This is a genomic window from Micromonospora sp. CA-248089 (assembly GCF_050948515.1).
Taxonomy (GTDB): Bacteria; Actinomycetota; Actinomycetes; order Mycobacteriales; family Micromonosporaceae; genus Micromonospora.
In genome coordinates, this window is sequence record NZ_CP192016.1 from 3,132,802 (window position 1) to 3,154,795 (window position 21,994).

Annotated in this window: 22 protein-coding genes; 5 read left to right on the top strand and 17 right to left on the bottom strand. The window is 73.9% G+C overall.

Going from position 1 to position 21,994, the window contains the following annotated elements; all coding sequences use genetic code 11:
• Window positions 1-44: 44 nt before the first annotated feature.
• The 9 genes from ACQP26_RS14880 to ACQP26_RS14920 all read right to left on the bottom strand — a co-directional run bounded on the left by ACQP26_RS14880 (window position 45) and on the right by ACQP26_RS14920 (window position 8,721).
• A complete protein-coding gene (locus tag ACQP26_RS14880; RefSeq protein WP_281577951.1) occupies window positions 45-659 on the bottom strand; it encodes a hypothetical protein in 615 nt (204 codons plus the stop codon).
• Window positions 656-2,008 (bottom strand): hypothetical protein, encoded by a 1,353-nt coding sequence (locus tag ACQP26_RS14885; protein WP_433495994.1) that lies wholly within the window; start codon window positions 2,006-2,008, stop codon window positions 656-658. The genes ACQP26_RS14880 and ACQP26_RS14885 overlap by 4 nt, the downstream gene beginning before the upstream one ends.
• A complete protein-coding gene (locus ACQP26_RS14890; protein ID WP_281577949.1) occupies window positions 2,008-2,802 on the bottom strand; it encodes an ATP-binding cassette domain-containing protein in 795 nt (264 codons plus the stop codon). Before ACQP26_RS14890 ends, ACQP26_RS14885 begins: the two co-directional genes overlap by 1 nt.
• A gap of 73 nt (window positions 2,803-2,875) precedes the next feature.
• Window positions 2,876-3,688, bottom strand: coding sequence for a zf-HC2 domain-containing protein (locus tag ACQP26_RS14895; protein WP_433495995.1), 813 nt, complete (start codon window positions 3,686-3,688; stop codon window positions 2,876-2,878).
• Window positions 3,685-4,269, bottom strand: coding sequence for an RNA polymerase sigma factor (locus tag ACQP26_RS14900; RefSeq protein ID WP_269706366.1), 585 nt, complete (start codon window positions 4,267-4,269; stop codon window positions 3,685-3,687). The genes ACQP26_RS14895 and ACQP26_RS14900 overlap by 4 nt, the downstream gene beginning before the upstream one ends.
• A 64-nt stretch (window positions 4,270-4,333) precedes the next feature.
• Window positions 4,334-5,500: an SGNH/GDSL hydrolase family protein gene (locus ACQP26_RS14905; RefSeq protein WP_433495996.1), complete on the bottom strand. Its 1,167-nt coding sequence runs from the start codon at window positions 5,498-5,500 to the stop codon at window positions 4,334-4,336.
• A 73-nt stretch (window positions 5,501-5,573) separates the two neighbouring features.
• On the bottom strand, window positions 5,574-6,413 hold the full coding sequence (locus tag ACQP26_RS14910) for a sugar phosphate isomerase/epimerase family protein (protein ID WP_433495997.1): 840 nt from the start codon (window positions 6,411-6,413) through the stop codon (window positions 5,574-5,576).
• Window positions 6,410-7,573 (bottom strand): dihydrodipicolinate synthase family protein, encoded by a 1,164-nt coding sequence (locus ACQP26_RS14915; protein ID WP_433495998.1) that lies wholly within the window; start codon window positions 7,571-7,573, stop codon window positions 6,410-6,412. Before ACQP26_RS14915 ends, ACQP26_RS14910 begins: the two co-directional genes overlap by 4 nt.
• Window positions 7,570-8,721 carry a Gfo/Idh/MocA family protein gene (locus ACQP26_RS14920; protein ID WP_433495999.1) on the bottom strand — a complete coding sequence of 384 codons (1,152 nt, stop codon included), beginning with the start codon at window positions 8,719-8,721 and terminating at the stop codon, window positions 7,570-7,572. Before ACQP26_RS14920 ends, ACQP26_RS14915 begins: the two co-directional genes overlap by 4 nt.
• Before the next feature lie 103 nt (window positions 8,722-8,824).
• On the opposite strand from ACQP26_RS14920, the gene ACQP26_RS14925 reads away from it, so the two are divergent.
• Window positions 8,825-9,844: a LacI family DNA-binding transcriptional regulator gene (locus ACQP26_RS14925; protein ID WP_433496000.1), complete on the top strand. Its 1,020-nt coding sequence runs from the start codon at window positions 8,825-8,827 to the stop codon at window positions 9,842-9,844.
• Window positions 9,845-9,883: 39 nt separating this feature from the next.
• The gene (locus tag ACQP26_RS14930; RefSeq protein WP_433496001.1) at window positions 9,884-10,393 is read left to right on the top strand and encodes a pyridoxamine 5'-phosphate oxidase family protein; all 510 of its coding nucleotides are present in this window, start codon (window positions 9,884-9,886) and stop codon (window positions 10,391-10,393) included.
• A gap of 22 nt (window positions 10,394-10,415) precedes the next feature.
• Here ACQP26_RS14930 and ACQP26_RS14935 read toward each other — a convergent pair whose 3' ends face one another.
• The 3 genes from ACQP26_RS14935 to ACQP26_RS14945 all read right to left on the bottom strand — a co-directional run bounded on the left by ACQP26_RS14935 (window position 10,416) and on the right by ACQP26_RS14945 (window position 14,222).
• Window positions 10,416-11,036: a class I SAM-dependent methyltransferase gene (locus tag ACQP26_RS14935; RefSeq protein ID WP_433496002.1), complete on the bottom strand. Its 621-nt coding sequence runs from the start codon at window positions 11,034-11,036 to the stop codon at window positions 10,416-10,418.
• Between the two features lie 108 nt (window positions 11,037-11,144).
• A complete protein-coding gene (locus ACQP26_RS14940; protein ID WP_433496003.1) occupies window positions 11,145-12,089 on the bottom strand; it encodes a sugar phosphate isomerase/epimerase family protein in 945 nt (314 codons plus the stop codon).
• A 15-nt stretch (window positions 12,090-12,104) separates the two neighbouring features.
• The gene (locus ACQP26_RS14945; protein WP_433496004.1) at window positions 12,105-14,222 is read right to left on the bottom strand and encodes a PQQ-dependent sugar dehydrogenase; all 2,118 of its coding nucleotides are present in this window, start codon (window positions 14,220-14,222) and stop codon (window positions 12,105-12,107) included.
• A gap of 225 nt (window positions 14,223-14,447) precedes the next feature.
• On the opposite strand from ACQP26_RS14945, the gene ACQP26_RS14950 reads away from it, so the two are divergent.
• On the top strand, window positions 14,448-14,861 hold the full coding sequence (locus ACQP26_RS14950) for an NUDIX hydrolase (protein ID WP_433496005.1): 414 nt from the start codon (window positions 14,448-14,450) through the stop codon (window positions 14,859-14,861).
• Here ACQP26_RS14950 and ACQP26_RS14955 read toward each other — a convergent pair.
• Both ACQP26_RS14955 and ACQP26_RS14960 read right to left on the bottom strand, forming a co-directional pair.
• Window positions 14,858-15,748 carry an arginase family protein gene (locus ACQP26_RS14955; protein ID WP_433496006.1) on the bottom strand — a complete coding sequence of 297 codons (891 nt, stop codon included), beginning with the start codon at window positions 15,746-15,748 and terminating at the stop codon, window positions 14,858-14,860. The two genes, ACQP26_RS14950 and ACQP26_RS14955, sit on opposite strands and share 4 nt — an antisense overlap.
• 71 nt (window positions 15,749-15,819) lie before the next feature.
• Entirely contained in the window at window positions 15,820-16,551 is a 732-nt protein-coding gene (locus ACQP26_RS14960; protein WP_433496007.1) for a class I SAM-dependent methyltransferase, read from the bottom strand.
• An 80-nt stretch (window positions 16,552-16,631) separates the two neighbouring features.
• On the opposite strand from ACQP26_RS14960, the gene ACQP26_RS14965 reads away from it, so the two are divergent.
• The gene (locus ACQP26_RS14965) at window positions 16,632-17,099 is read left to right on the top strand and encodes a hypothetical protein (RefSeq protein ID WP_433496008.1); all 468 of its coding nucleotides are present in this window, start codon (window positions 16,632-16,634) and stop codon (window positions 17,097-17,099) included.
• On the opposite strand, the gene ACQP26_RS14970 is transcribed toward ACQP26_RS14965, so the two are convergent.
• The 3 genes from ACQP26_RS14970 to ACQP26_RS14980 all read right to left on the bottom strand — a co-directional run bounded on the left by ACQP26_RS14970 (window position 17,041) and on the right by ACQP26_RS14980 (window position 19,909).
• Entirely contained in the window at window positions 17,041-17,472 is a 432-nt protein-coding gene (locus ACQP26_RS14970; RefSeq protein ID WP_269706351.1) for a hypothetical protein, read from the bottom strand. The genes ACQP26_RS14965 and ACQP26_RS14970 overlap by 59 nt on opposite strands.
• A gap of 76 nt (window positions 17,473-17,548) precedes the next feature.
• Window positions 17,549-19,237: a DUF6119 family protein gene (locus tag ACQP26_RS14975; protein ID WP_433496009.1), complete on the bottom strand. Its 1,689-nt coding sequence runs from the start codon at window positions 19,235-19,237 to the stop codon at window positions 17,549-17,551.
• Between the two features lie 99 nt (window positions 19,238-19,336).
• Complete coding sequence (locus tag ACQP26_RS14980) at window positions 19,337-19,909, bottom strand: DUF4352 domain-containing protein (protein ID WP_433496010.1); 573 nt, start codon at window positions 19,907-19,909, stop codon at window positions 19,337-19,339.
• A 99-nt stretch (window positions 19,910-20,008) separates the two neighbouring features.
• Here ACQP26_RS14980 and ACQP26_RS14985 point away from each other — a divergent pair, with 99 nt between their 5' ends.
• Entirely contained in the window at window positions 20,009-21,913 is a 1,905-nt protein-coding gene (locus ACQP26_RS14985) for an N-6 DNA methylase (protein WP_433496011.1), read from the top strand.
• Window positions 21,914-21,994 lie beyond the last annotated feature (81 nt).

The following is a 21,994-nucleotide window of genomic DNA, read 5'->3' on the forward strand; positions in this document are numbered from 1 at the left end:
TCGACGACCGGGCCTCGCCGCGACCACGGCGAGGCCCGGTTCCCTCACTGTTCCAGCGCCGCCTCGGCCGCCGCGACCTGCGGCCCCACCCGCATCGCGTACGCGACCACGCCGCCGAGCAGGAACGTCGTGGCGGTGACGGCGGCGATCCGGTTGCCCGGTTCCTGCACCATCCACAGCGCGACCTGCCGCCATTGCGGCCCACCCGGCGCGGTCAGGAACGCACCCAGCGCGGCCCAGGCGGTCGGCACCTGCCAGGCGGCCCGTGCTCCGGCGAGCGCGGCACCGAGTCCGACCAGCCCGATCAGGCCGCCGGTGTTGCGGGCCAGCACGGACAGCGGCCCGAAGTCGGCGCCGAGGACGCGGGCGGCGGCCAGCAGGCCGACCACCAGTGCGCCGTACCCGAGCAGGTGCCCGGCCCGGCGTGGCGCCCACTGCCACGCGGCGGTCCGCTCCAGCGCCGGGTCGGTGCCGGCGAGCGTCGGCCCGAGCGGCGCCACCGCCAGCGCGGTGGTGAGCACGGCGAGGCCGGCGGGCACCTCGGGGCGGTCGGTGAAGGCGGACCAGGCGACGGCCATCACGGCGACGGCGACAGCCGATCCGGCCAGGGCGGCGGGTATCCGGCGGGACCGCACGTACAGCGGCAGCCAGCGGGTCACGGCGCGGCCCGTCCGGTGAGCGCCGGCATCAGGTCCGGCTCGCACCGCGCGGCCGCGTCCCGCAGCGCGGTGACCCGCCGCAGCTGCTCCGGTTCGGGCAGCGTACGCAGTTGCCGCACCCCGGCCCGGATCTCCTCCTGCTGCTCGTCGGCGTACCGGTATCCGGTCCAGGAGTCCCACAGCCGCACCGTCTCGGCGTCGAGCAGCCAGGCCGCGACGATCGCCGGAGCGATGTCGTCGCCGCTGCGCCCGCAGCCGGACCACATGGTGCCACCACCCACGGCGATGCGCTCGGCCACGTCGGCAGCCCGCCCGGTGTCCGGGTCGACCTCGAGGAGGAACTGCACGGTGCCGGGTGCGGGCTTGGGCCGGTGCCACTGCTCGCTGTCGTTGCTGCCGATGGTGTCCAGCCGCACCTCCACGGCACGGGTCGGCGCGCCCGGCAGCTTCGCCAGCGCCTTGAGCCCTCGGCGGGCCTCGGTGGTGACGTCGGGCAGCAGGTGCGCGTTGACGGCGGTGACGCAGACCTGCGGCGTGCCGTCGGCGCAGACGTAGCGGCGCGCAGACTGGTCGAGCTGCCAGATGCCGGCCGGACCCGGTGCGCTGATCAGCAGGAGTCCCGCGACACCGGCGGCGAGGCTCGCCGCCGCGCCGGCCCGGAGCGGCCACGACCGGCCCGCCGTCAGCAGCAGTCCGGCGAGGACCAGCCCGACACCCAGCGCCAGGCGGCTGAGCAGCAGCCGGTCGGACAGCGTCTCCCACGGCGTGTCCGGCGGCCAGGAGATCATGAGGGACGCGTTCGTCAGCCGGCTACCGGCCGGACCGCCGAGCATGGCGGTGCCCTCCTGCGCCACCAGGCCGGCGGCGGCCAGCAGCGGCGGCAGCAGCGGTGAGGACCACAGCCGGCCCGCTGCCACACCGACCCAGGCCGCGCCGACGAGCACCAGCACGTCGACGAGCGGCCCGGCGAGCCCGCGTACGCCGACGTAGGCGCCGCCGGTGGCGACCAGCGCCGCACCGCCGGCGAGGACGAGCAGGTGCGCGGCCGCGACGGCGACGCCGAGCGCGGTCATAGCGGGCAGCGCGCGTTGCCAGCGGGGCCGGCCGGTGCTGTTCATCAGCTCGTCGGCGCGGGTACGCCGGTCCCGGCGGCCCAGTACCGCGCCACCGGCCAGCGCGAGGGGCATCAGGAAGAACATGCCGGAGGCGTGCACGTAGCCCAGCCGCAGCCACTGTCCCTGCCAGAAGCTGTACATGCTGGCGGCGCCGAGGATCCCGATGGCGAGTAGCAGCACCGCCACGGCGGGCGCGTTGGAGCGGCGCAGTTCGACGCGTACCTGTCGGATCATCACGCACCCCGGTGCTGCTGGAGGAGGTACGAGTAGCCGCGTTCGGCGGCGCTGTCGCCGACGCCGCCGGTCTCGCCGTGGCGGACCAGGTCGGCGGGCAGGCCCTGGAACACGCGGGTGCCGTGGTCCATCAGGATGACGTCCGAGCAGGCCGCCACCACGTCCTCCACCAGGTGGGTGGAGACCAGCACGCAGGCGTCCGCGCCGAGTTCGCGGATCAGCTCGCGGAACTCGACCCGCTGCTCCGGGTCCAGGCCGACTGTCGGTTCGTCGAGCAGCAGCAGGTCCGGTTCGTTCACGATCGCCTGGGCGATGCCGGCCCGGCGCAGCATGCCGCCGGACAGCGACTTGAGCTTGGCGTCGGCCCGGTCGGTGAGGCGTACCCGGTCGATGGCCCGCTGCGCCGCGCCCGGCACCGCGGCGGCGGGCATCTCCCGCAGCCAGGCCACGTACTCGACGTACTCCCGCACGGTGAACCGGGGGTAGTAGCCGAACTGCTGCGGCAGGTAGCCGAGCCGGCGGCGCATCGGCCGCAGCTCACGGGTCGTGGCGGCGTCCGCGCCGAGCAGCCGCAGCGTGCCGCCGTGCGGTTTGACCACTGTGGCGAGCGCGCGCATCAGGGTGCTCTTGCCGGCGCCGTTCGGGCCGAGCAGCCCGTGCACACCGGTGCCGAGCGTCAGGCCGAGGTTGTCGACGGCCAGGTGCCGCCCGGCCTTCACCGACAGTCCCACCGCCTCGATCCGCCAGGCGTGCCGGGTCGGCGCCACCTCGTCGGCGCTCACTGCGCGTACCAATGTCGTCTCCTTCTCGGGGCAGGGTGGTCCGCGGCGCCGTCGGGGCGCCGTGGCGTGGTTCCGGGGGCCGGCGTCAGCCGGCGGGCCGCCGCAGATGCTCGGCGCGCAGCGCGGTCAGCACTGTGAGCACGACGGCGGCCGCCGCCCAGGCGGGCATGGTGGCGGGCCGGAGCAGGGTCTCGGTCGCGGCGGCGGCGCGGGCCGCGTCCGCGTCGCCGGTGAACGACACGGCCGCGACCGCGGTGAGCCAGCCGCCGCCGAGGACGGCGGCGGCGAGCGGCACGCCGACACGGCTGCCGAGCAGCAGCGTTGCCGCGGTGAACGCCAGGCAGGGCAGCAACCACAGCGCGGGGTTGCGGCCGACTGCCAGCCCGGCCACCGCGAGCACGGGCGCGACCAGGAGCAGAACCGCGAGGGTACGGCGCAGCAGCAGTTCCAGCCCGGCGCGGGCGGTGCCGGCGACCACCTCCCAGTTCGGGTTGGCGCGGCGGGACCAGGCCACCGCGAGCCCGGCGAGCGGCGCCACCGGCGCGAGCAGCAGCACCGCCGACGGCTGATCCGGGTAGTTGCGGTCCAGCAGCACCGCGGCGAGGATCGCCGTGCAGGTCATGGCGGCCCAGGCCAGCAGTGACCAGTCGGTCCAGCGCAGCCACCACCGGCGCAGCGGGCGCCGCCGCGCCGGTCGCGGCCCGGTGCGGGCCTGTTCCAGGATCGTCTCCCGGGCGTCGCCGAGCAGCGCGCGCAGTGGCGGAGTGGCCAGGTCGCCGAGCCGGTCGCGGCACTCGGCACAGCCCTCCAGGTGCACCTCGATCGTCCAGGCAGCAGCGTCGTCGGGGGTTCCCGCGGCGTACGCGGCCAGTGCGGGCGGGGGAACGTGAACGGTCATGCCAGTGCCTCCCGGAGCGCGTTGCGGGCACGCCGCGCCCGGCTCTTCACGGTGCCCTCGGGCACCCCCAGCAGGACGGAGGTCTCCCGGACGGTCAGCCCGTCCAGGACCATGGCGGCGAGCACCGCCCGCAGCTCCGGCGCCAGCGCGTCCAGCGCGGCGCCCACCTCCGAGCCGAACGACCCGGCGAGCGCCTCGTCCTCGGCGGCCGGCGCGCTGCGCACCGGCAGCACGTCGGTCGGCACCTCCTGCACGCGGGCGCGGCGGCGCAACGCGTCGACCAGGCGCCGGGCCGCGATGGTCCAGATCCAGCCGGCGGCCGAGCCACCGGGCGCGTCCGCGCCGCCGGAGGGGCGGAGCCCGCTGAACGAACCGGCGGCCCGCCACACGGTCAGGTACGTGTCCTGGAGGACCTCGGCGACGATGCCGTCGTCGGCGCACCGCCGCCGCAGCCGGATCGCGAGCCACGGCGACGTCCGGCGGTACAGCTCGTCGAACGCGTCCAGGTCGGCGCGTGCGACCCGCCGCAGCAGCCGCTCCTCGTCCTGTTTGCTTCCTCCCACGCCTAGATGGTCGTTCACGGCACCTCCGACGGATCACGGCGCGGCGTGACGTGGGTCACACCGCGCCGTGGGAGGCAGTCCGTCACTCCGCCGCGGCGAACGGTCCCTTCGGTCCGAACGCCAGCGCGGCGAACCGCTCGCCGATGCGCCGGTCGGCGGCCGGGTCGGGGTGCAGCTCGTCGGGCAGCGGCAGTTCGGCGTAGTCGGCCTCGCCGTACAGCTCCAGCCCGTCGAGGTAGTGCAGGTTCGGGTCGGCGCCGGCCCGGGACGCCACGATCCGGGCCAGCTCGGCGCGGATGACGCGCAGCGTGAGCCGGCCGGATGCCACGTCGGCCGGGTCGCCGGTGGCCCGGAACCGCACCCGTCCGTCGACGAACTCGACAGCGCCCGGTCCGGGTGTGTCCTCCTGGATCGGGCACAGGATCGACGACACGACAAGCAGCGGGGTCTCCGGATGTCCCTCGCGGATGGTGTCCAGGAAGCCGTGCACGGCCGGGCCGAACGCGCGCAGCCGCATCAGGTCGGCGTTCACCACGTTGATGCCGATCTTGACGCTGATCAGGTCGGCCGGGGTGTCGCGCATCGCCCGCGCGGTGAACGGGTCGAGCAGCGCGCTGCCGCTGAACCCGAGGTTGACCAGCTCCACGCCGGCCAGCGTCGCGGCGATCGCCGGCCAGGTGCCGGTGGGGCTCTCCGCGTCCGAGCCGTGGCTGATCGAGCTGCCGTGGTGCAGCCACACCCGGCGGTCACCAGTGCCGGCCGGCTCGACCGGCGCGTCCGTGCGCAGCGCCACCAGCTCGGTGATCTCCCGCTGCGGCAGCCAGATCACCACCTCCTTGTCGGTGGCGGGCAGGTCGGTGAAGCGCACCGTGCCGACCGGCCCCGGCTCGATGCCGGACGTGCCGGTGGCCAGGTCGATGGTGAGCACCTTGCCGCCACCGGCGGTGGCCTGACCGGCGAGGCGGCCGCCGACGACCAGGTCGTAGCGGCCGTCGGGACGCGGCCCGGTGCCCCGGTAGACCATCTTCATCGGCAGGACGTCCAGCTCGACTGTGGTGGCGCGGGTGCGGAACACCAGCCGTACGCCCGAGGGCATCGCCTCCGCCGTCATCAGCTGCGGGTCGATGTTCTGCGCCCGGGCCCACGCGGGCAGCCGGTGCGGCAGCACCCCGTCGGCTGTGTGTTCCAGGTCGAGCGCGCCGCGCAGCAGGTCGGAGGTGATCGTAGTGGTGAGGTGCGGGGATGCCATGATCCCGATCCTGCCCCCGGATCCGGAGGGCGGCCACCTGATTTATCCGACAGGCCGGACTCGTGACGCCGGGTCAGTCGGTCAGCACCCGATCCACGTACCGGTCGATCATGGTGGCGAGGACCCGGTCCGGGTCGGTGGCCCACACCTCGGCGTTGAAGATCTCCACCTCGACGTCGCCGGCGTACCCGGCGGCCTCCACCGCGCGGCGCAGCGGCGGGAAGTCGATGTGCCCGTCACCCATCAAGCCGCGCCCCAGCAGCACGTCGGCCGGCAGCGGGGTGAGGAAGTCACAGATCTGGAAGCTCGCGATCCGCGCCCCGGCGCGGGCGATCTGCCGCCACACGTCCGGATCCCACCAGACGTGGAACGTGTCCACCACCACGCCGACCTGCTCGGCCGGGAACGCCTCGGCCAGGTCGAGCGCCTGCCCGAGCGTGGACAGCACCGCCCGGTCGGCGCAGTACATCGGGTGCAGCGGCTCCAGTGCGAGGCGTACCCCGCGCTCGGCGGCGTACGGCGCCAGCTCGACCAGCGCGTCGGCGACCCGCTGCCGGGCACCGACCAGGTCGCGGGAGCCGGGCGGCAGGCCGCCGACCACGAGCACCAGGCAGGCGGCGCGCAGCGCGGCGGCCTCGTCGACGGCGCGCCGGTTGTCCGCGAGGGCCTCGGCCCGTCCGGCCTCGTCGGCGGCGGTGAGGAACCCGCCCCGGCACAGCGACGACACCCGCAACCCGGCGTCGGCGACGAGCCGCGCGGCGGCCGGTACGCCGATCTCGGCCACCGGCTCGCGCCACAACCCGATCGCCGGGATGCCGGCGCGCACACAGCCGTCGACCGCCTCGGCCACGGACCAGCGCTGCGTGGTGCGCTGGTTGAGCGACAGGCGCGCCAGCCGCGCGTCGGCGGTCATCCGGGCACGCCCGCGACGTCCAGGTACGCGCGCATCCGCCGTGCCGCCAGCTCCGGGTCGCGCAGCAGCCCGGCGGCGTCGGCCAGCCGGAACGCCTCCACCATGTGCGGGACGCCCCGCCCGGCGTGCAGGCCGCCGACCATGGTGAAGCCGGGTTGCCGCCCGTTGAGCCAGGACAGGAACGCGATGCCGGTCTTGTAGTACGGCGTGGGCGGGGCGAACAGGTGCCGGGACAGCGGCACCGTCGGGTCGAGGACGGCCCGGAACCCGGCCGGGTCGTCCGCGTCGAGCCGGCCCAGCGCCGCCGACGCGGCCGGGGCGATCGCCGCGAACGCGCCGAGCAGCGCGTGGCTGAACCGCTTCCCGTCGCCCTCGATCAGCTCCGGGTAGTGGTAGTCGTCGCCGGTGTAGACCTTCACCTCTGGTGGCAGCAGCTCCCGCAGCCGCACCTCCCGCCCGGCGTCCAGCAGCGACACCTTCACCCCGTCGACCAGACCGGCGTGCGCGTGCACCAGGGCGGCGAACGTCGCCGTCGCCTCGTCCAGGTCGGTCGAGCCCCAGTAGCCGGACAGCGCCGGGTCGAACATGTCGCCGAGCCAGTGCAGCACCACCGGCCCGCTCACCTCCCGCAGCACCAGTTCGTAGACGCGCAGGTAGTCCTCCGGGCCGGTGGCGAGCGCCGCGAGGTGCCGGCTGGCCATCAGCACCGGCGTGGCGCCGCACTCCTGGACCACTGTGACCTGCTCGGCGTAGGCGGCGACCACCTCGTCCAGCGTGCCGGGCGCGCCGGTGAGCTGGTCGGTGCCGGCCCCGGCGACGATCCGCCCGCCGCAGGGGGTGGCCTCGGCGGCGCTACGCCGGATCAGCTCGCGGGTGGCCGCCCAGTCCAGCCCCATCCCGCGCTGCGCGGTGTCCATCGCCTCGGCCACGCCGAGGCCCCACGACCACAGGTCGCGCCGCACCGCGAGCGTCGCGTCCCAGTCCAGCCGCGCCGGGCGGCCGGGGGAGTTGTCGGCGTACGGGTCGGCGACGACGTGCGCCGCCGCGTACGCGATCCGGCTGGCCGGTGGCGCGGACGGCCGGCGCCACGATGGGGGTTCCCGCAGCGTCAGCCGCTCGGTGCCGCCGTCCGGCGCCGGCAGCGTGATCCGCGTGCTCACCGGGGGATCTCCTCGATCGTCACCCGCCGCCCCTCGCGAGCCGAGCGCAGCCCGGCCTCGGCCAGTTGCACGCCGCGCGCGCCGGCGAGGAAGTCCCACGGGAACGGCTCGTCGTCGACGACGTGCCGCAGGAACGCCTCCCACTGCACCTTGAACGCGTTGTCGTGCTCGCCGTTGTCCGGCACCGTCTGCCACTGCGCGCGGAACGGCTCGGTGACCGGCAGGTCGGGGTTCCACACCGGCATCGGGGTGGCGCCCCGGTGCTGGATGCGGCAGTCGCGCAGTCCGGCCACCGCGCTGCCGTGCGTGCCGTCGACCTGGAACTCGACCAGCTCGTCGCGGTGCACCCGGACCGCCCAGGAGGAGTTGACCTGCGCGACGATGCCGCCGGTCAGCTCGAAGATGCCGTACGCGGCGTCGTCGGCGGTGGCCCGGTAGCGGGCGCCGGTCTCGTCGACGCGTTCCGGGATGTGCGTGGCGGTGACAGCGGTGACGGCGGTGACCGGGGCGATGATCTGCTCCAGCACGTAGTGCCAGTGCGGGAACATGTCCAGCGTGATGCCGCCGCCGTCCTCGGCGCGGTAGTTCCAGCTCGGGCGCTGCGCGGCCTGCCAGTCGCCCTCGAACACCCAGTAGCCGAACTCGCCGCGCACCGACAGGATCCGGCCGAAGAAGCCGCCGTCCACGAGCCGCTTGAGTTTGCGCAGGCCGGGCAGGAACAGCTTGTCCTGTACGACGCCGTTGCGGACGCCCTTGGCGGCGGCGAGCCGGGCCAGCTCCAGCGAGGCGAGGAAACCCTCGGCGAGCGGCTTCTCGGTGTAGACGTGCTTGCCGGCCTCGATCGCCGCCCGGATCGCCTTCTCCCGCGCGACGGTGACCTGCGCGTCGAAGTAGATCTGGTGGGCGTCGTCGGCGAGGGCCGCGTCCAGGTCGCATGTGTACGACGACAGCCCGTGCCGGGCGGCGATCGCGGCGAGCCGGTTCTCGTCGCGGCCCACGAGGGTCAGCTCGGGCCAGATGCGGCTGCCGTCGCGGGCCGGCACGCCGCCCTGCTCCCGGATGGCGAGCAGGGACCGGACGAGGTGCTGCCGGTAGCCCATCCGGCCGGTGACGCCGTTGAGGATGATGCCGACGGACGTGCGTTCCACTGTGCCTCCCCGGCGGTGAATGCGCTTTCAGTAAGCGCTTTCAGGGTGCTACCGTAGCCACGCCGGAACACCGGGTCAAGACGTTCCGCAGGGAGACGCATCGATGTCGCACGTGACGCTGGAAGACGTGGCCCGGGCAGCCGACGTCTCCCTGGCCACCGCCTCCCGGGCGCTCAACGGGCGGCGGGTCACCCCCCACCTGCACGACCGCGTCCTGGCCGCCGCCGCGCGGCTCGCGTACACCCCGAACGCCCACGCCCGCGCGCTGGCCGGCGGGTCCCGCCGCAGCGTCGGCGTCGTCTGCCACGACGTCACCGACCCCTACTTCGCCGCCGTCGCCGGTGGCGTGATGCGGGTCGCCGCCGACAACGACCTGCTGGTCATGCTCGCCAGCACGTTCCGCGACCCGGAACGCGAGATCGCGTACGTGTCGATGCTGCGCGCCGAACGCGCCCCGGCGATCCTGCTCATCGGCTCCGGCTTCGAGGACCCCCGCTGGGAGCGGGCGATGGCCGCCGAGCTGGCGCCGTACCTCGACGGCGGCGGCCGGGTCGCGGTGGTCAGCCGGCACCGCACCCTGAAGGTCGACAGTGTCCTGCCGGAGAACCGGGCCGGCGCCGCCGAGCTGGCCCGCGCGCTGCTGGGCCTCGGGCACCGCCGCTTCGCGGTGCTCTCCGGCCCGCCCGAGCTGACCACCGTCGCCGACCGGATCGGCGGGTTCCGTGACGAGCTGACCGCCGCCGGTGTGGCGCTCGACCCGGGCGCCGTGGCCGAGGCGGCGTTCACCCGCGACGGCGGCTACCGGGCGATGACCGCGCTGCTCGACCGCGGGCTCGACGCCACCTGCGTGTTCGCGTGTACCGACGTGATGGCCGTCGGCGCGTACGCGGCGTTGCGCGACCGGGGGCTGTCGGTGCCCGGCGACGTCTCGGTCGCCGGCTTCGACGACATCCCGGTCGTGCGCGACCTCACCCCGCCGCTGACCACCGTGGCGCTGCCGCTGCACCGGCTCGGCGAGGAGGCGATGAAGCTGGCCCTGACCGAGAACGCCGGTCGGCGCCGCCGGATCGTCCGGCTGCCCGGCGAGGTGGTGATGCGGGCCAGTACGGCGCCTGTGGCCTGAGCCCGGCCGGTAGGGTGCCGTCATGATCGAGGACAGCCCGTGCCGCTGACGAACCCCTGGCTGGCTGGGCCGACGCCGACGAGGAAGCTGGACCGGGGCCGCCTGGAGGAACGCATCCTCAACCTGCTGTCGTCGCAGAACATGTGCGTGCTCGCCACCGTGGGGCCGGACGGTCCGCTGGCCACGCCGGTGCGCTACTACCCGCTCGACTTCACGCTGATGTTCACCGCCGCGCCACGCTCGCCCAAGATGCGCAACATCGCCGCCGACCCGCGGGTGTCGGTCGGGGTCTTCGCCCCGCTGGTCGGGCTGGCCAGCAGCCGGGGCGCGCAGGTGTTCGGCACCGCCCGGGTGCTCGGCCCGGAGCACCCCGACCGGGCCCGCCACTGGGCCGCGTTCCGCTGGGAGAACGAGCACGCCGAGCGGGGCCGGTCGCTGTCCGAGCCACCCGAGGACCCGCTCGTCGTGATCGAGGCCGACCGGATCGTCTACACCGAACACTGGCTGCGCCGCGAGGGGTACGCCCCACGCCAGCACTGGCGCCGCTGACGCCGCCGCCGGACCGGTCCCGCTACCGGCCACCGGGGGAGCGGGTGGCGCGCAGCAGGTTGCCGGCCAGGCACAGGTCCGCGCCCTCGACGCGGGCCAGCACGTCGATCCGCTCCACCGTGACGGGTGACCACAGCGGCTCCGGGAACGCCGCGCGCAGGGCGTCGGCGTCCAGGCCCCAGCCCTGGCCCGCCTCGGGCGACACCGCCAGCACGTACACCGCCCCGCCGGGCGCGGTCAGGCGCGGCAGCAACGCCAGGTAGTCGCGTACGGCAGCGCCCCGCCGGTCCAGCGAGTGCAGCAGCCCGGAGTCGAACACCGAGTCGTACGGCACCGGCGGCACCGGGATCGCCGTGGCGTCGCACACCTCGAAGCGCACCTGCAGTCCCGCCTCGGCCGCCTTGGCCCGGGCCTGACCGATCGCCACCGGCGAGATGTCGACGCCCGTCACGTCGTGGCCGCTGCGGGCCAGCGCGAGCGCCAGCTCCCCGGTGCCGCAGCCGACGTCGAGCACGCGCGGGCCGCGTATCCCGGTGTCGAGGACGGCGGCGAGCGCCGGCTGCGGTCCGCCGATCTCCCAGGGCGGGCGGTCGGTGTCGCGGTAGAGGCGGTCGTAGTGGACGTCGTCCGGCTCGTCGGTCATCGCGTACCCCCTCGGTGCGTGACAGGTGCCGAGCGTGTCACGTCCGACGGCGGTCCGTGCGCCCGCCGGGGCCGGTGGTGAGCCGGTCCCGGCGGGCGCGAACGGGCGTCAGAACCGCAGGCGGCGCAGGTAGCGGTAGCCGACCTCGGCGGTCCGCTGCGGCGTCACGTCCGGGGTGTCGTTCTCCACGATGTACTCCATCACCTGGTGCCCCCGGAAGATCCGAGCGAAGTCGATCATCCCGGTGCCCAGGTCGGCCATGTCGCCGGTGGCCGGGTCGCGGTCCTTGACGTGGTACTGCAACACCCGCTGCGGCGCCGAGCGGATCACGTCGAGCGTGAAGCCCTCCGGGTCGTCGACGCCGTCGCCGGAGTTGATGCCGCCGGTGACCGCCCAGTAGATGTCGATCTCCAGGTGCACCAGGCGCGGGTCGAGTTCCTCGGTCAGCACGTCCCACGGCCGCCGGCCGTTGCCGAAGTCGATGGTGAACTCGTGCGCGTGGTTGTGGTAGCCGTACCGCAGACCGGCCTTGCGCGCGGCGGCGGCCTCGACGTTCATCTGCTCCGCCCAGCGCTTCCAGTCGTCCTCGCGGTCGGAGTTCAGGTACGGCACCACCATGAACCGCTGGCCCAGCGTCCGGGCGTTGGCGATCTTCTGCTCCAGCGCGGCGGCGTCGGCGGCGATCCCGTCGTGGCTGGAACTGGCCTCGATGCCGATGCGGTCGAGGAAGCGGCGCAGCTCCCGCGCGGTACGCCCGAAGTAACCAAGCGCCAGCTCGACCCGGGGGTAGCCGATGCGGGCCAGGTGCGCCAGCGTCGCGTCGTATCCCGGCGAGCCGTTGAGCGCGTCGCGGACCGTCCAGAGCTGAAGGCTGATCAGCTCCTTCGGCACCGGACGCCGGCCGTGGTGGTGCCCGCCGCCGGCCTGCGCCGCCGTCGCGCCGAGCCCGGTCGCCAGGCCCACACCGGCCAGCGCGGCGAGGGAGCCACGCAGCAGACCACGCCGATCAAGCGACCGCTCCAGCGCGGCCTGTCCGTCATATCCGTAGCACATGGTCGTACTCCTTTCTCAAGGTCGGGCGGACGGGACCAGGACGACCTGGTCGGTGCCGGTCAGCGCGGGCAGGCCGTCGCTGCCGCTGTCGGTGTAGCTGGCGACGAAGACGCCGGTGAGGTTGTCGGTCTCCGGGTCGTGGCCCTCCGGGACGGTGGTGGTGATCGAGCCGGTGCAGCCGCTCGCGGTGGTCTGCGGGTGGCCGTGGCTGTCGTGACCGAGGATGTAGGTGACTGTGACCCGGGCGCAGTCGACCGGCTGGTCGTCGGTCACCCGGACCTCGAAGGTCACCGTGTCACCGAACGAGAACGGCTGCCCCTCGACCGGGTTCACCAGCTCCACCACCGGGGTGGCGTTGCCGACCACGACCCGTACCTCGGTGGACGCGAACCGTCCGGCCCGGTCGGTCACCTTCAGCGTGGCCCGGTAGATGCCGTTCTCCCGGTAGGTGAACGTCGGGTTCGGGGAGCGGGAGTCCACCCGGTCGTCGTCGTCCAGGTACCACTCGTAGCGCAACGCGTCGCCGTCGGCGTCGGTCGTGCCGGCACTGGAGAACGTGACGGTCAGCGGGGTCACCCCGGCGGTGGGCGTCGCCGACGCCTGCGGCACCGGCGTGTGGTTGCCGGTGAATCCGATGTGGTCGATCCGGGCGAGCTGCGCGTCCGGGTTCTCACTGAAGTAGCCGTCACCGTACTCCAGCACGTAGAGCGCGCCGTCCGGGCCGAACTCCAGGTCCATCGGGTTGTCGAAGACCACCGAGGGCAGCACCGGCTCGATCCCGGTCACCGCCCCCCGCGCGTTCTGCCGGAACGCCTTGACGTAGTCGCGGGTCCACTCGTGGAACAGCGGCAGCCCGTCGTAGTACGACGGCCAGGCCACCGCGGTACGGCCCCGGGTGGCGCGGCGGTCGAAGTCGTACGCCGGGCCGGCCATCGGGCCGATGCCGCCGTCGCCGAGTTCCGGGAACTGCGGCGAGACGCCATAGGTGTACGCCACCTGCGGCTTCTGCACCGGCGGCAGCGTGCGCAGCCCGGTGTTGTGCGGCGAGTCGTTCACCGGCGCGGCGCAGTCGAACGGCGCCCCGGACTGCCCGGTGGCGAAGTCGTAGTCGACGTAGGGCAGTGCGTCGGTGGCGCAGTACGGCCAGCCGTAGTTGCCGGGCTTGCGGGCGGCGAGCCACTTGCCGTGCCCGGACGGTCCACGGTTGGGGTCGGCCGCGCGCGCGTCGGGCGAGTAGTCCGCCACGTACAGCTCACCGGTGGCCCGGTTCAGCTCGATCCGGAACGGGTTGCGCAGGCCCATCAGGTAGATCTCCGGGCGGGTGCCCGGCGTGCCCCGGCGGAACAGGTTGCCGTCCGGGACCGTGTACGACCCGTTCGGTCCCACCCGGATCCGCAGGATCTTGCCGCGCAGGTCGTTGGTGTTGGCCGAGGTGCGCTGCGCGTCGTACGCCGGGTTGCGGCCGGGCCGCTCGTCGATCGGCGTGAAGCCGCCGGACTCGAACGGGTTGGTGTCGTCGCCTGTGGACAGGTAGAGGTTGCCCTTGGCGTCGAAGACGATGTCGCCACCCACGTGGCAGCAGATGCCCCGGTCCACCGGCACGTCGAGGATCTTCTGCTCGGTACGCAGGTCCAGCGTGTCCTTGACCAGCCGGAAACGCGACAGCCGCAGGACGCCCCGGAACGGCGCGAAGTCCTCGGCGGTGCCCCAACCGGGCGCGTCGCCCTCGTTGACGCCGGGCGTGGCCGGGTCGTCGACGGGCGTGTTACCCGGCGGCGAGTAGTAGAGGTAGACCCAGTTGTTGCCGCCCCGGCCGAAGTTCGGGTCGACGGCGACGTTCTGCAGGCCCTCCTCGTCGTGCCGGTAGACGTCGAGCGTGGCGGCGATCGTGTTGCGGCCGGTCGCGGGGTTGTGCAGCCAGACCTGGCCGGCGCGGGTCACGTGCAGTACGCGGCGGTCGGGCAGCACCGCCAGGTCCATCGGCTCACCGGGGGTGTCGTTGAGGGTGACCTTCTGGAAGTCGCTGTCCGGCGGCGGGGCGGCGGTGCCCGGTGCGGCGGTGGCGACGGTGGGGGTGGCGACGAGGGCCGTGGCGGTCAGAGTGGCCACGGCGAGCGCGAATCGTCTGGTCAACTGCCTCTCCTTGCTGGGGACGGGTCGGGCAGGGTTCTCCTTCGCAAGCTGGTGCGGGCGCGGCGGAACGCCATGCCGGGAGGTGGGAGGAGTAGGGGGCGAAACGTCAACGCCTGCGGCCGACGCTACAAAAGCCATGTCGATATGTCTATAGCTTTCATTGACTCTGGAAGAACTTTCGTCGCGCACGGACGAAAGTGGGGCGACGCGTGGCATGCTCGGGTGGTGGCCAGCTACGACGTCGCCCTCGTCCTGCTCGTCGACCCGACCGGCGCGATCCTCATGCAGCACCGCGACGGCAACACCTCGGTGTCGCCGTACCAGTGGAGCCTGCCGGGCGGCAGCATCGAACCCGGCGAGACACCGGAGCAGGCCGCCCGGCGCGAGCTACGCGAGGAGACCGGCCTGACCGCCGGGGAACTGCACCTGCTGTGGAGCGGCCCCCGCCCGCACGAGGAGGGATTTCCGCACACCGTCACCGTGTACGTCTTCCGCGGCACCACCGACGCCCGGCAGGAGGACGTGGTGCTCGGCGAGGGACAGGCGATGGTGTTCGTGCCCCGCGACCAGGTGCTCGACCGCGAGCTGGCGGTGAGCGCCGCGAAGGTGCTGCCGCTGCACCTCGCGGAGACCGCCTAGCGCCCGGTCAGCGCCCCGGCGAGCACCTCGACGAACCGGGGGAGCAGCTCGTCGTCGGGCAGATGGTCCGGGTTGATCTCGGTGACCGACAAACCGGCGAACGCAGGGCTCGCCACCAGCTCCGCCAGCGTCGCCGCCGCATCGCCGAGGCTGAGCCCGAACGGCTCCGGCACGTCCGCCAGCGGCGCGTCCACGAAACGCAGCACGTCCACGTCGAAGTGCACCACGAACCCGTCGGCCGCACCCTCGGCCACCGACCGGGCCCGGCGCGCCGCCGCCCGCGCGTCGGCGTGCACCTCCTCGGCCGGCACGTACGTCAGCCCCAGCTCCGCCACCAGATCGCGCTCGTGGTCACCCGGAGGCAGCGAGTCGCCGTACACCACCACCCGCTCCGGCGACAGCAACGGCACCGCCGGCCCGACACCCGCCACCTCGGGCACCGTCCCCGGCAGGCCCAGCATGTGCGCCAGCCCCATCGCGTCCAGGTTGCCGTTCGCGCGCGTCACCGGCGTGTAGAGATCCGGGCCGCCGTCCACGTACACCAGCGCGGGCGACAGCCCGGCCCGCGCGCAACCGGCGACCAGACCGACCGTCACGGTGCAGTCGCCGCCGAGCACCAGCGGCGCGCGCCCCCGGCGCAGCGCCGCCGCGACCCGGTCGGCCACCGCCGAGGCGACGGCGGCCACCGCGCCCGCGTTCTGACCCCTGGGGTACGCCGGATCCGGCCGCCACCGGACGCCGGGCACGTCACCGCTGTCCTCGACGTCCGTGCCCAGCAGGTCGAGCAGGCCGGCCGCGCGCAAAGCGGCCGGGGCGCGCTCGACACCCGGCGTGTGCGCACCGGCGCTCGACGGCGCACCTACGACCGTCCACCGACGAAGGTCCATCGACTCACCCTAAACGCGCCGGGGTGTGCGGGCTGCCCCCTGCTCGGCCCGGCCGGATGAGCCACCGTCGATCAGCGCAGCACCAGCAGGTCCAGCGCGTCGACCACCGGTCCGGTGTCCACGCGTGCCGCCTCGCGCAGCCGCCGGACGCCGGCGGCGTACTCCGCATCGGTGATGAGCTGAAGCGGCGTATGCGCCTCCCGGCGCAGGCCGGCCGCCGCCGCCCGCAGCGACGGCGCGGTGACCTGCGGAACCGCCTCGACCGCCGCGGTGGCGAAGCCGGCGGCGGCGAACGCGGCCTCGACGTCGGCGATGCTCGGGTACGTGTCCAGCACGCGGACCGCCTCGGGGAAGTAGTCGAACAGCGTGATCGCCGCGTGCCGTCCGGCGAACGCGGACCGGATGAGCACCGGGGCGCCGGGCCGCAGCACCCGGCGCAGCTCGCGCGCAGCGGTGGCCAGGTCGGGCACGTGGTGGACGACTGTGGACAGCCAGGCGCCGTCGACGCTCCCGTCGCCCAGCGGGAGGTGCCCGGCGTCGCCCGCGACGAGCGGCGCGAACACGCAGCGGGCGCGCATCGCCGCCGACGGCTCGACGGCCACGACGTCGAGACCGGGGAACCAGGTGGTGAACGCCCGCGCCCAGGTGCCGGTCCCGGCGCCCAGGTCGAGCAGTCGCATGCCCGGACGCGGGGAGAGGTGCCGGGCGACGGCGGCACGCCAGGCCGTGAGACCGTCGTCGGTGAGGTGCCGGGTGGCGGCGAACGCCTCGGCGTCGGCGTCGTGGTACGCGATGCGGGCCATACCCGACAGCCAACTCCCCGGCGGGCCGCCGGGGCAAGCACTGTGACGGGTTACGCAGTGGGCTGGGAGAGGGGCAGAGGGTGCGGTACCGGATCCACTTCGACGCCGACCTGCCGGCGGACGCCCTCCGCCGGTTCCTGCTGACCGAGTACGGCATCGCGCCGGAGACCGTGTACGTGGGGCGGATCGAGGACCGGGCCGTGGACGACCCCCGGCCGGTGGCGATGCTCACCCCGCCCGACGGGAACGAGGGCTTCGGCTGGATCCTCACCGGCGACGCCGAACTGGCCGCCGCCACGGGCCTGCGCGAACATGACCTCGCGGTGACCCTCGCCCGCGCGGTCGGCGTACGGGCGCTCGTCGACGACGGCGGCGTCCATCCTGACCGGTGGGTGCTGGTCAGCGCCGACGGCAGCAGCGGCCGGGTGCTGACCGACCCAGATGCCGCCGCCGACGGGGACCTGCGGATCGTGCACGCGCTGGAGCCGATCAGCGGGGAGCCGCAGCTCGCCGTCGTACCGCCGCCGGACTGGGCCCGCGACTGGTGATCCGGCGGGTCCACCGTCCGGACGCGTACCCGATGCCACCGGTGCGGCGCCGCCGCTTGACGCCGGCTGCGGCGACGACCGGCGCGGGCACCGCCGTCCACGGGACGGGCAGGCCGTGGCCGGGTGACGGATCGGGTTGCGGTGGACGGATGGTGCCGTGTTCCTCGGCGAGCCGGACGGCGTTGTCGAGGAGGTGCCCGGCCGCGGCGACCCGGCCGTAGTGGGCCGCGGTGAGCGCGAGCGTGACAGCGTCGCCGACGCGCTGGCACGCCGGGCACGCGGTGTGGAAGGCACACCGGCCCAGCAGGAGGGCGTGAGTGTGCAGGGGAGCGGGGAGCAGGCTCAGGGCGTGGCGGAACTCGTCGGGTCGCATCGTTCCTCCTGGGTTGTCGATCGCGCGGCGGCAGGCAGGCGCGCGGTGCGTCGGTCGGGTCCGGAAGCGGTGCCGGTCAGGCGGGCGGGATGGCGACGACCTCGACATCGACGCCCTCCGTGCGCAGCGTCTTCACCGCCTGGTAGAGCGCGACCTGGGCGAAGGTGAACAGCGAGTCCACGGTGACGGCGCGGCCGCCGCTCAGAGCGATGGCGTAGACCACGGTGCGCGGGCGGAAGTCCTCGGGCAGGTCCCGCCCGCCCGGCTGTGCGCGTACCAGGTCGCGCAGACGGGTCCGCGCCTCGGCGTCGTAGCGCAGCGCGTCGAACGACGTGACGCCCTGCGCGAAGAGGTGACTGAGCGGCGAACTGCCCGACGCCCGCTTGACGTGGATCAGCTCACCGTTCGGCCCGAGCAGGTCGCACGCCTCGATGCCTCGCGGGTGCTGCCCGGTGCGGAGGAGCTTCTTGTCCAGCAACACCAGCCCCGGGTGCTTCTCGGCGACCGCGCGGTTGTAGCAGTCCTCGTTCACCAGCTCCTTCGTCCACGGCGGCAACACCACGCTGGGCGGCCGGTTCAGGATGCGAGCCACCTCCTGGCGCAGGAACTCGCGGTGGCGGTCGCCGATCTCGTACCACTGACCCTCGTGCAGCAGCATGTGACTGCCGCCGACGGCGACCTCGGCGGTGATCCACCGGGACACCGGCGTCGATGTCATCTCCTCGGCACCGGCGGCGTCGGCGTAGAGCGTCAGCGTGCCGTTGCGCAGCCCGGGCCACCGGTCACCGTCGAGGGCGTGAACGGTATGCGACAGGATGGTCGCCAGGTCCAGGTCCGTTGTCAGGCTCGGGCGTCGCCCGGAGCGGGGCACGCGAACCCGGTACGAGCCGACGTGCTCGACGTCGGCCACCAGGCTGCCCGGCACCGCGACGCCGAGATCCGGAGGGTCGGGCAGGCCCAGCCGCCGGTCGAGAACCTCGGTCAGCGCCGCTTGCCGGGGGTCGTTGGAGCGCAGAGGCCGGATCTGCTCGATGAACTCCAGGTCGGCGAGCGGCGACTCCAGCCGGCACACCCGGTCGATCTCCCGCAGGTCGGCGAGCAGCCGCTCGGGGGTGACGCCGAGAGGGATGCGCAGGGCGTCGCTGCCTTCGACCTTCACCGCAGCGCGCGCACCCTGGCACGCCGTCAGGTTCGGGTTGTCGACGCGGCCGCACACCTGGCCGACGATCTCCCCCCACTTGTCGATGCCGTACCTCCAGATGGGCTGGCCACCCGGAACCATGCTGCGGTCCACCCGGCCGCTGGCACCCACCACCCGACGGCGAACCTGGCGGATGCCGTCGGGCTGAAGCGTCCGCACGGCGAAGGAGACACCGAACGTCGGGTCCACCTTCTCCGGCTCGATCATGAACCGGCCCAGGGTGCCGAAGGTCAGGGCGTACGCCCGGTCGTCCACCGCCAGCAGCAGGGCGCCGCCGCCGCTGCTGTAGCCGATTGTCACGTCACTGCCGACCAGGCCGGACAGGACACCGCACCACTCGGCCCGGTCGCGTGGCGCGCTGCCGTGCACCAGTAGCGCCGGTGTGTCGAGGACCCGGTGCGGGGTGGGTTCGAAGCCGTGCCGCCGCAGGTAGTCCAGGTTGAGCGCGGCATGGATGCCGTCGTCGGTGGCCGGAACGGTGAGCCGGTAGACAGTCGTCAGGTAGGTGCCGGGCGGCGGCTGGTCGGCCAGTGGTGACTCGTCCGGGTTGTTCGCACTGCGCATGTCGATCTCCTCGCGTAGAGACTCGTGCTGGCGGTCGTGCGGCGGAGTAGCGCCGGGGGGCGGGGTTCGCGGATCCCGCCCCGGCCGGCGCTGGTCAGGTCAGCTCAGGGAGACGGTCACGCCGCCGGAGAACGGCGAGTCGTGCAGCTCGAGCTTGGCGAGCTTGACGTCCTTCGGGATGTCGAAGACGACCACGCCGGTGACCTGGTTGCCGGGGTTGATGTCGTTGAGGAACGTCTCGGCGTTCTTGTTGGCGTAGAGGGCGGCCGAGCCGTCGGCGGAGTACTCGGTGCCGTTGGCGGCGTACGCCTTCTGGCTGCTGCCGTCGAACATCTGCGCCTCCTTGCCGATGTTCTTCACGTTGAGCGTGACCAGGCAGAACTGACCCTGCGCCTTGGTGCCGAACGCCGACGAGCCGACCTTGCTGACGCCGCACCTGGCCGACTTGACGGTGAACTCGAACTTGCCGTCGCGGGCCGGCTGGCCGATCTTCGCGGTCTTCGGCTTGTCGTCGCTCTTGCCCGTGCCGGCCTTGCCGCCGTCGGTGTCGCCGGCGGCCGCCTCGGTGCCGGAATCGGCCTTGCTGCCGGTGGTGTCGTCGGTGGTGCCGGCGCCGCAGCCCAGGGCGACGAGGGCGCCGGCGATCAGGGCGAGCGTGGTGGTCTTGCGCATCGTTTTCCTCCTGCTGTGAACGTGGCGGCGTCAATAAGAGCATCATCTGTGAACGCTGTCAACAAGCATGATGCTTGACAGGTGTGACACACTCCGAACGTGCAGGAGACACCGACAATCACCGCAGCGGAGATCGCCCGGCTCGCCGGTGTCGGCCGGGCCGCCGTCAGCAACTGGCGCAAACGGCACGGCGACTTCCCCGAACCCGTCGGCGGCAGCGCCACCAGCCCCGAGTTCGACCTCGCCCAGGTCGAGCGCTGGCTGCACGCCCAGGGCAAGCTTCCGGAACTCGCCACCGCCGACCGGCTCTGGCGGCACCTCGCCTCGGCCGGCACGTCACCGGCTGCCGGGCTCGCCGCCGTCGGCGCCCGGTTGCTCGCCCGGCAACGCGGCCAACGCCCTGCCCGTCCCGCGGACCCGCAGCTCAAGGCGCTGGCACCGGACATCGACCCCCTCGCCGACGAACTCGGCCCACAGGGCGCCTTCGACGCGCTCTGGCAGCGCTTCTCCGCCCCCGGACCGGCCCGCCCGCACGCCACCCCCGACGACGTCGCCGACCTGATGGCCGGGCTCGCCGCCGTCGCCGGCGGCTCCGTCCTCGACCCCGCCGCCGGCACCGGCGCCACCCTGCGCGCCGCCGTCCGCGCCGGCTGCACCTCCGCGTACGGGCAGGAACTCGACAGTGACCTCGCCCGGCTCGCCGGACTGTGGCTGGCGCTGCGCGACGTACCAGGCGAGGTGACCACCGGCGACTCGCTCCGCGCCGACGACTACTCCGGACGCACATTCGACGCGGTCGTCTGCCACCCGCCCTTCGGCGCCAGCAACTGGGGCGACGAGGAACTCGTCCACGACCCCCGCTGGATCGTCGGCACCACCCCACGCACCGAACCGGAGCTGGCCTGGGTCCAGCACGCGCTCGCCCACCTGCGGCCGGGCGGCCATGCCGTACTCCTGATGCCGCCCGCCGTGGCCGGCCGACGACCCGGCCGCCGCATCCGCGCCGAACTGCTGCGCCGCGGCGCGCTACGCGCCGTCATCGCGCTGCCACCGGGGGCTGCCGCGCCGCACGGCGTACCCCTGCACCTGTGGGTGCTGCGCCGCCCACCGGCCGACGCGCCCCCACCGGCGCAGACGCTGCTCATTGACGCCGCCACCGGCGACCACACCCGGATCCTCGACACCTGGCGGTTCTTCGCCAACGACGGCGAGATCGACGAGCCCGGGTACGCTCGCGCCGTCCCGGTCATCGAGCTGCTCGACGAGGAGATCGACCTCACCCCCGCGCGTCGCCAGCCGGCCGTCGCGGGCGAGGCGACAGGCGAACATCTGGTACGCACACGCGAGCGCCTCGCCGCCGTCGTCGCCGACCTGCCGACGCTGATGCCGCAGGCCACGCCCGCAGTCCACGAGGGGCAGGGGGAGTTCCTCACGGTCGGCGAGCTGGTCCGGGCCGGCGCGTTGCAGCTTCTGGGGCCAATCCGAGGCGCTGCCTCCGGCGACGACGGTGAGCCAGCCGGTGACGGTCGGCCGGTGCTGACCGTGCCGGACGTGTTGGGCGGCAGCGAACCCTCGGGCCGCGATGACGGGCGGCTCGGGCAGGAGATCGCGCTGGCCGCCAGGGACGTGGTGGTGCCGATGATCGCGCGGCAGCTCACCGCGCGGGTGGTGACGGCGGAGGGTGCCCTGTTGGGGCGCAATCTCTATTTGTTGCGGCCGAATCCGGCGGCGCTGGATTCGTGGTTTTTGGCAGGCCAGCTTCGGACGTCGACGAACGAGCGGCAGGCGTCGAGTCTGTCGGGGACGCTGCGGTTCGACGTGCGGCGGGCGCAGGTGCGGCGGGTGTCGCGGGAGGAACAAGAGCGGTACGGGGAGGCGTTCCGACGGTTGCACGCCTTCGAGTCGGCACTGCGGCAGGCGGCGACGCTCGGGGCGGAGCTGGTGCAGCTCACCGCCGACGGGCTGGCCCGTGGCGCGGTTTGCCCTGCGGACGGGCCAACGTGATTCCCCGGCGGACATTCCTTCCGTCAGATATCCGACGCGGGGGCGGCGCTTCGGTGACAGATGCGGAAGCCTGCGGGCCGG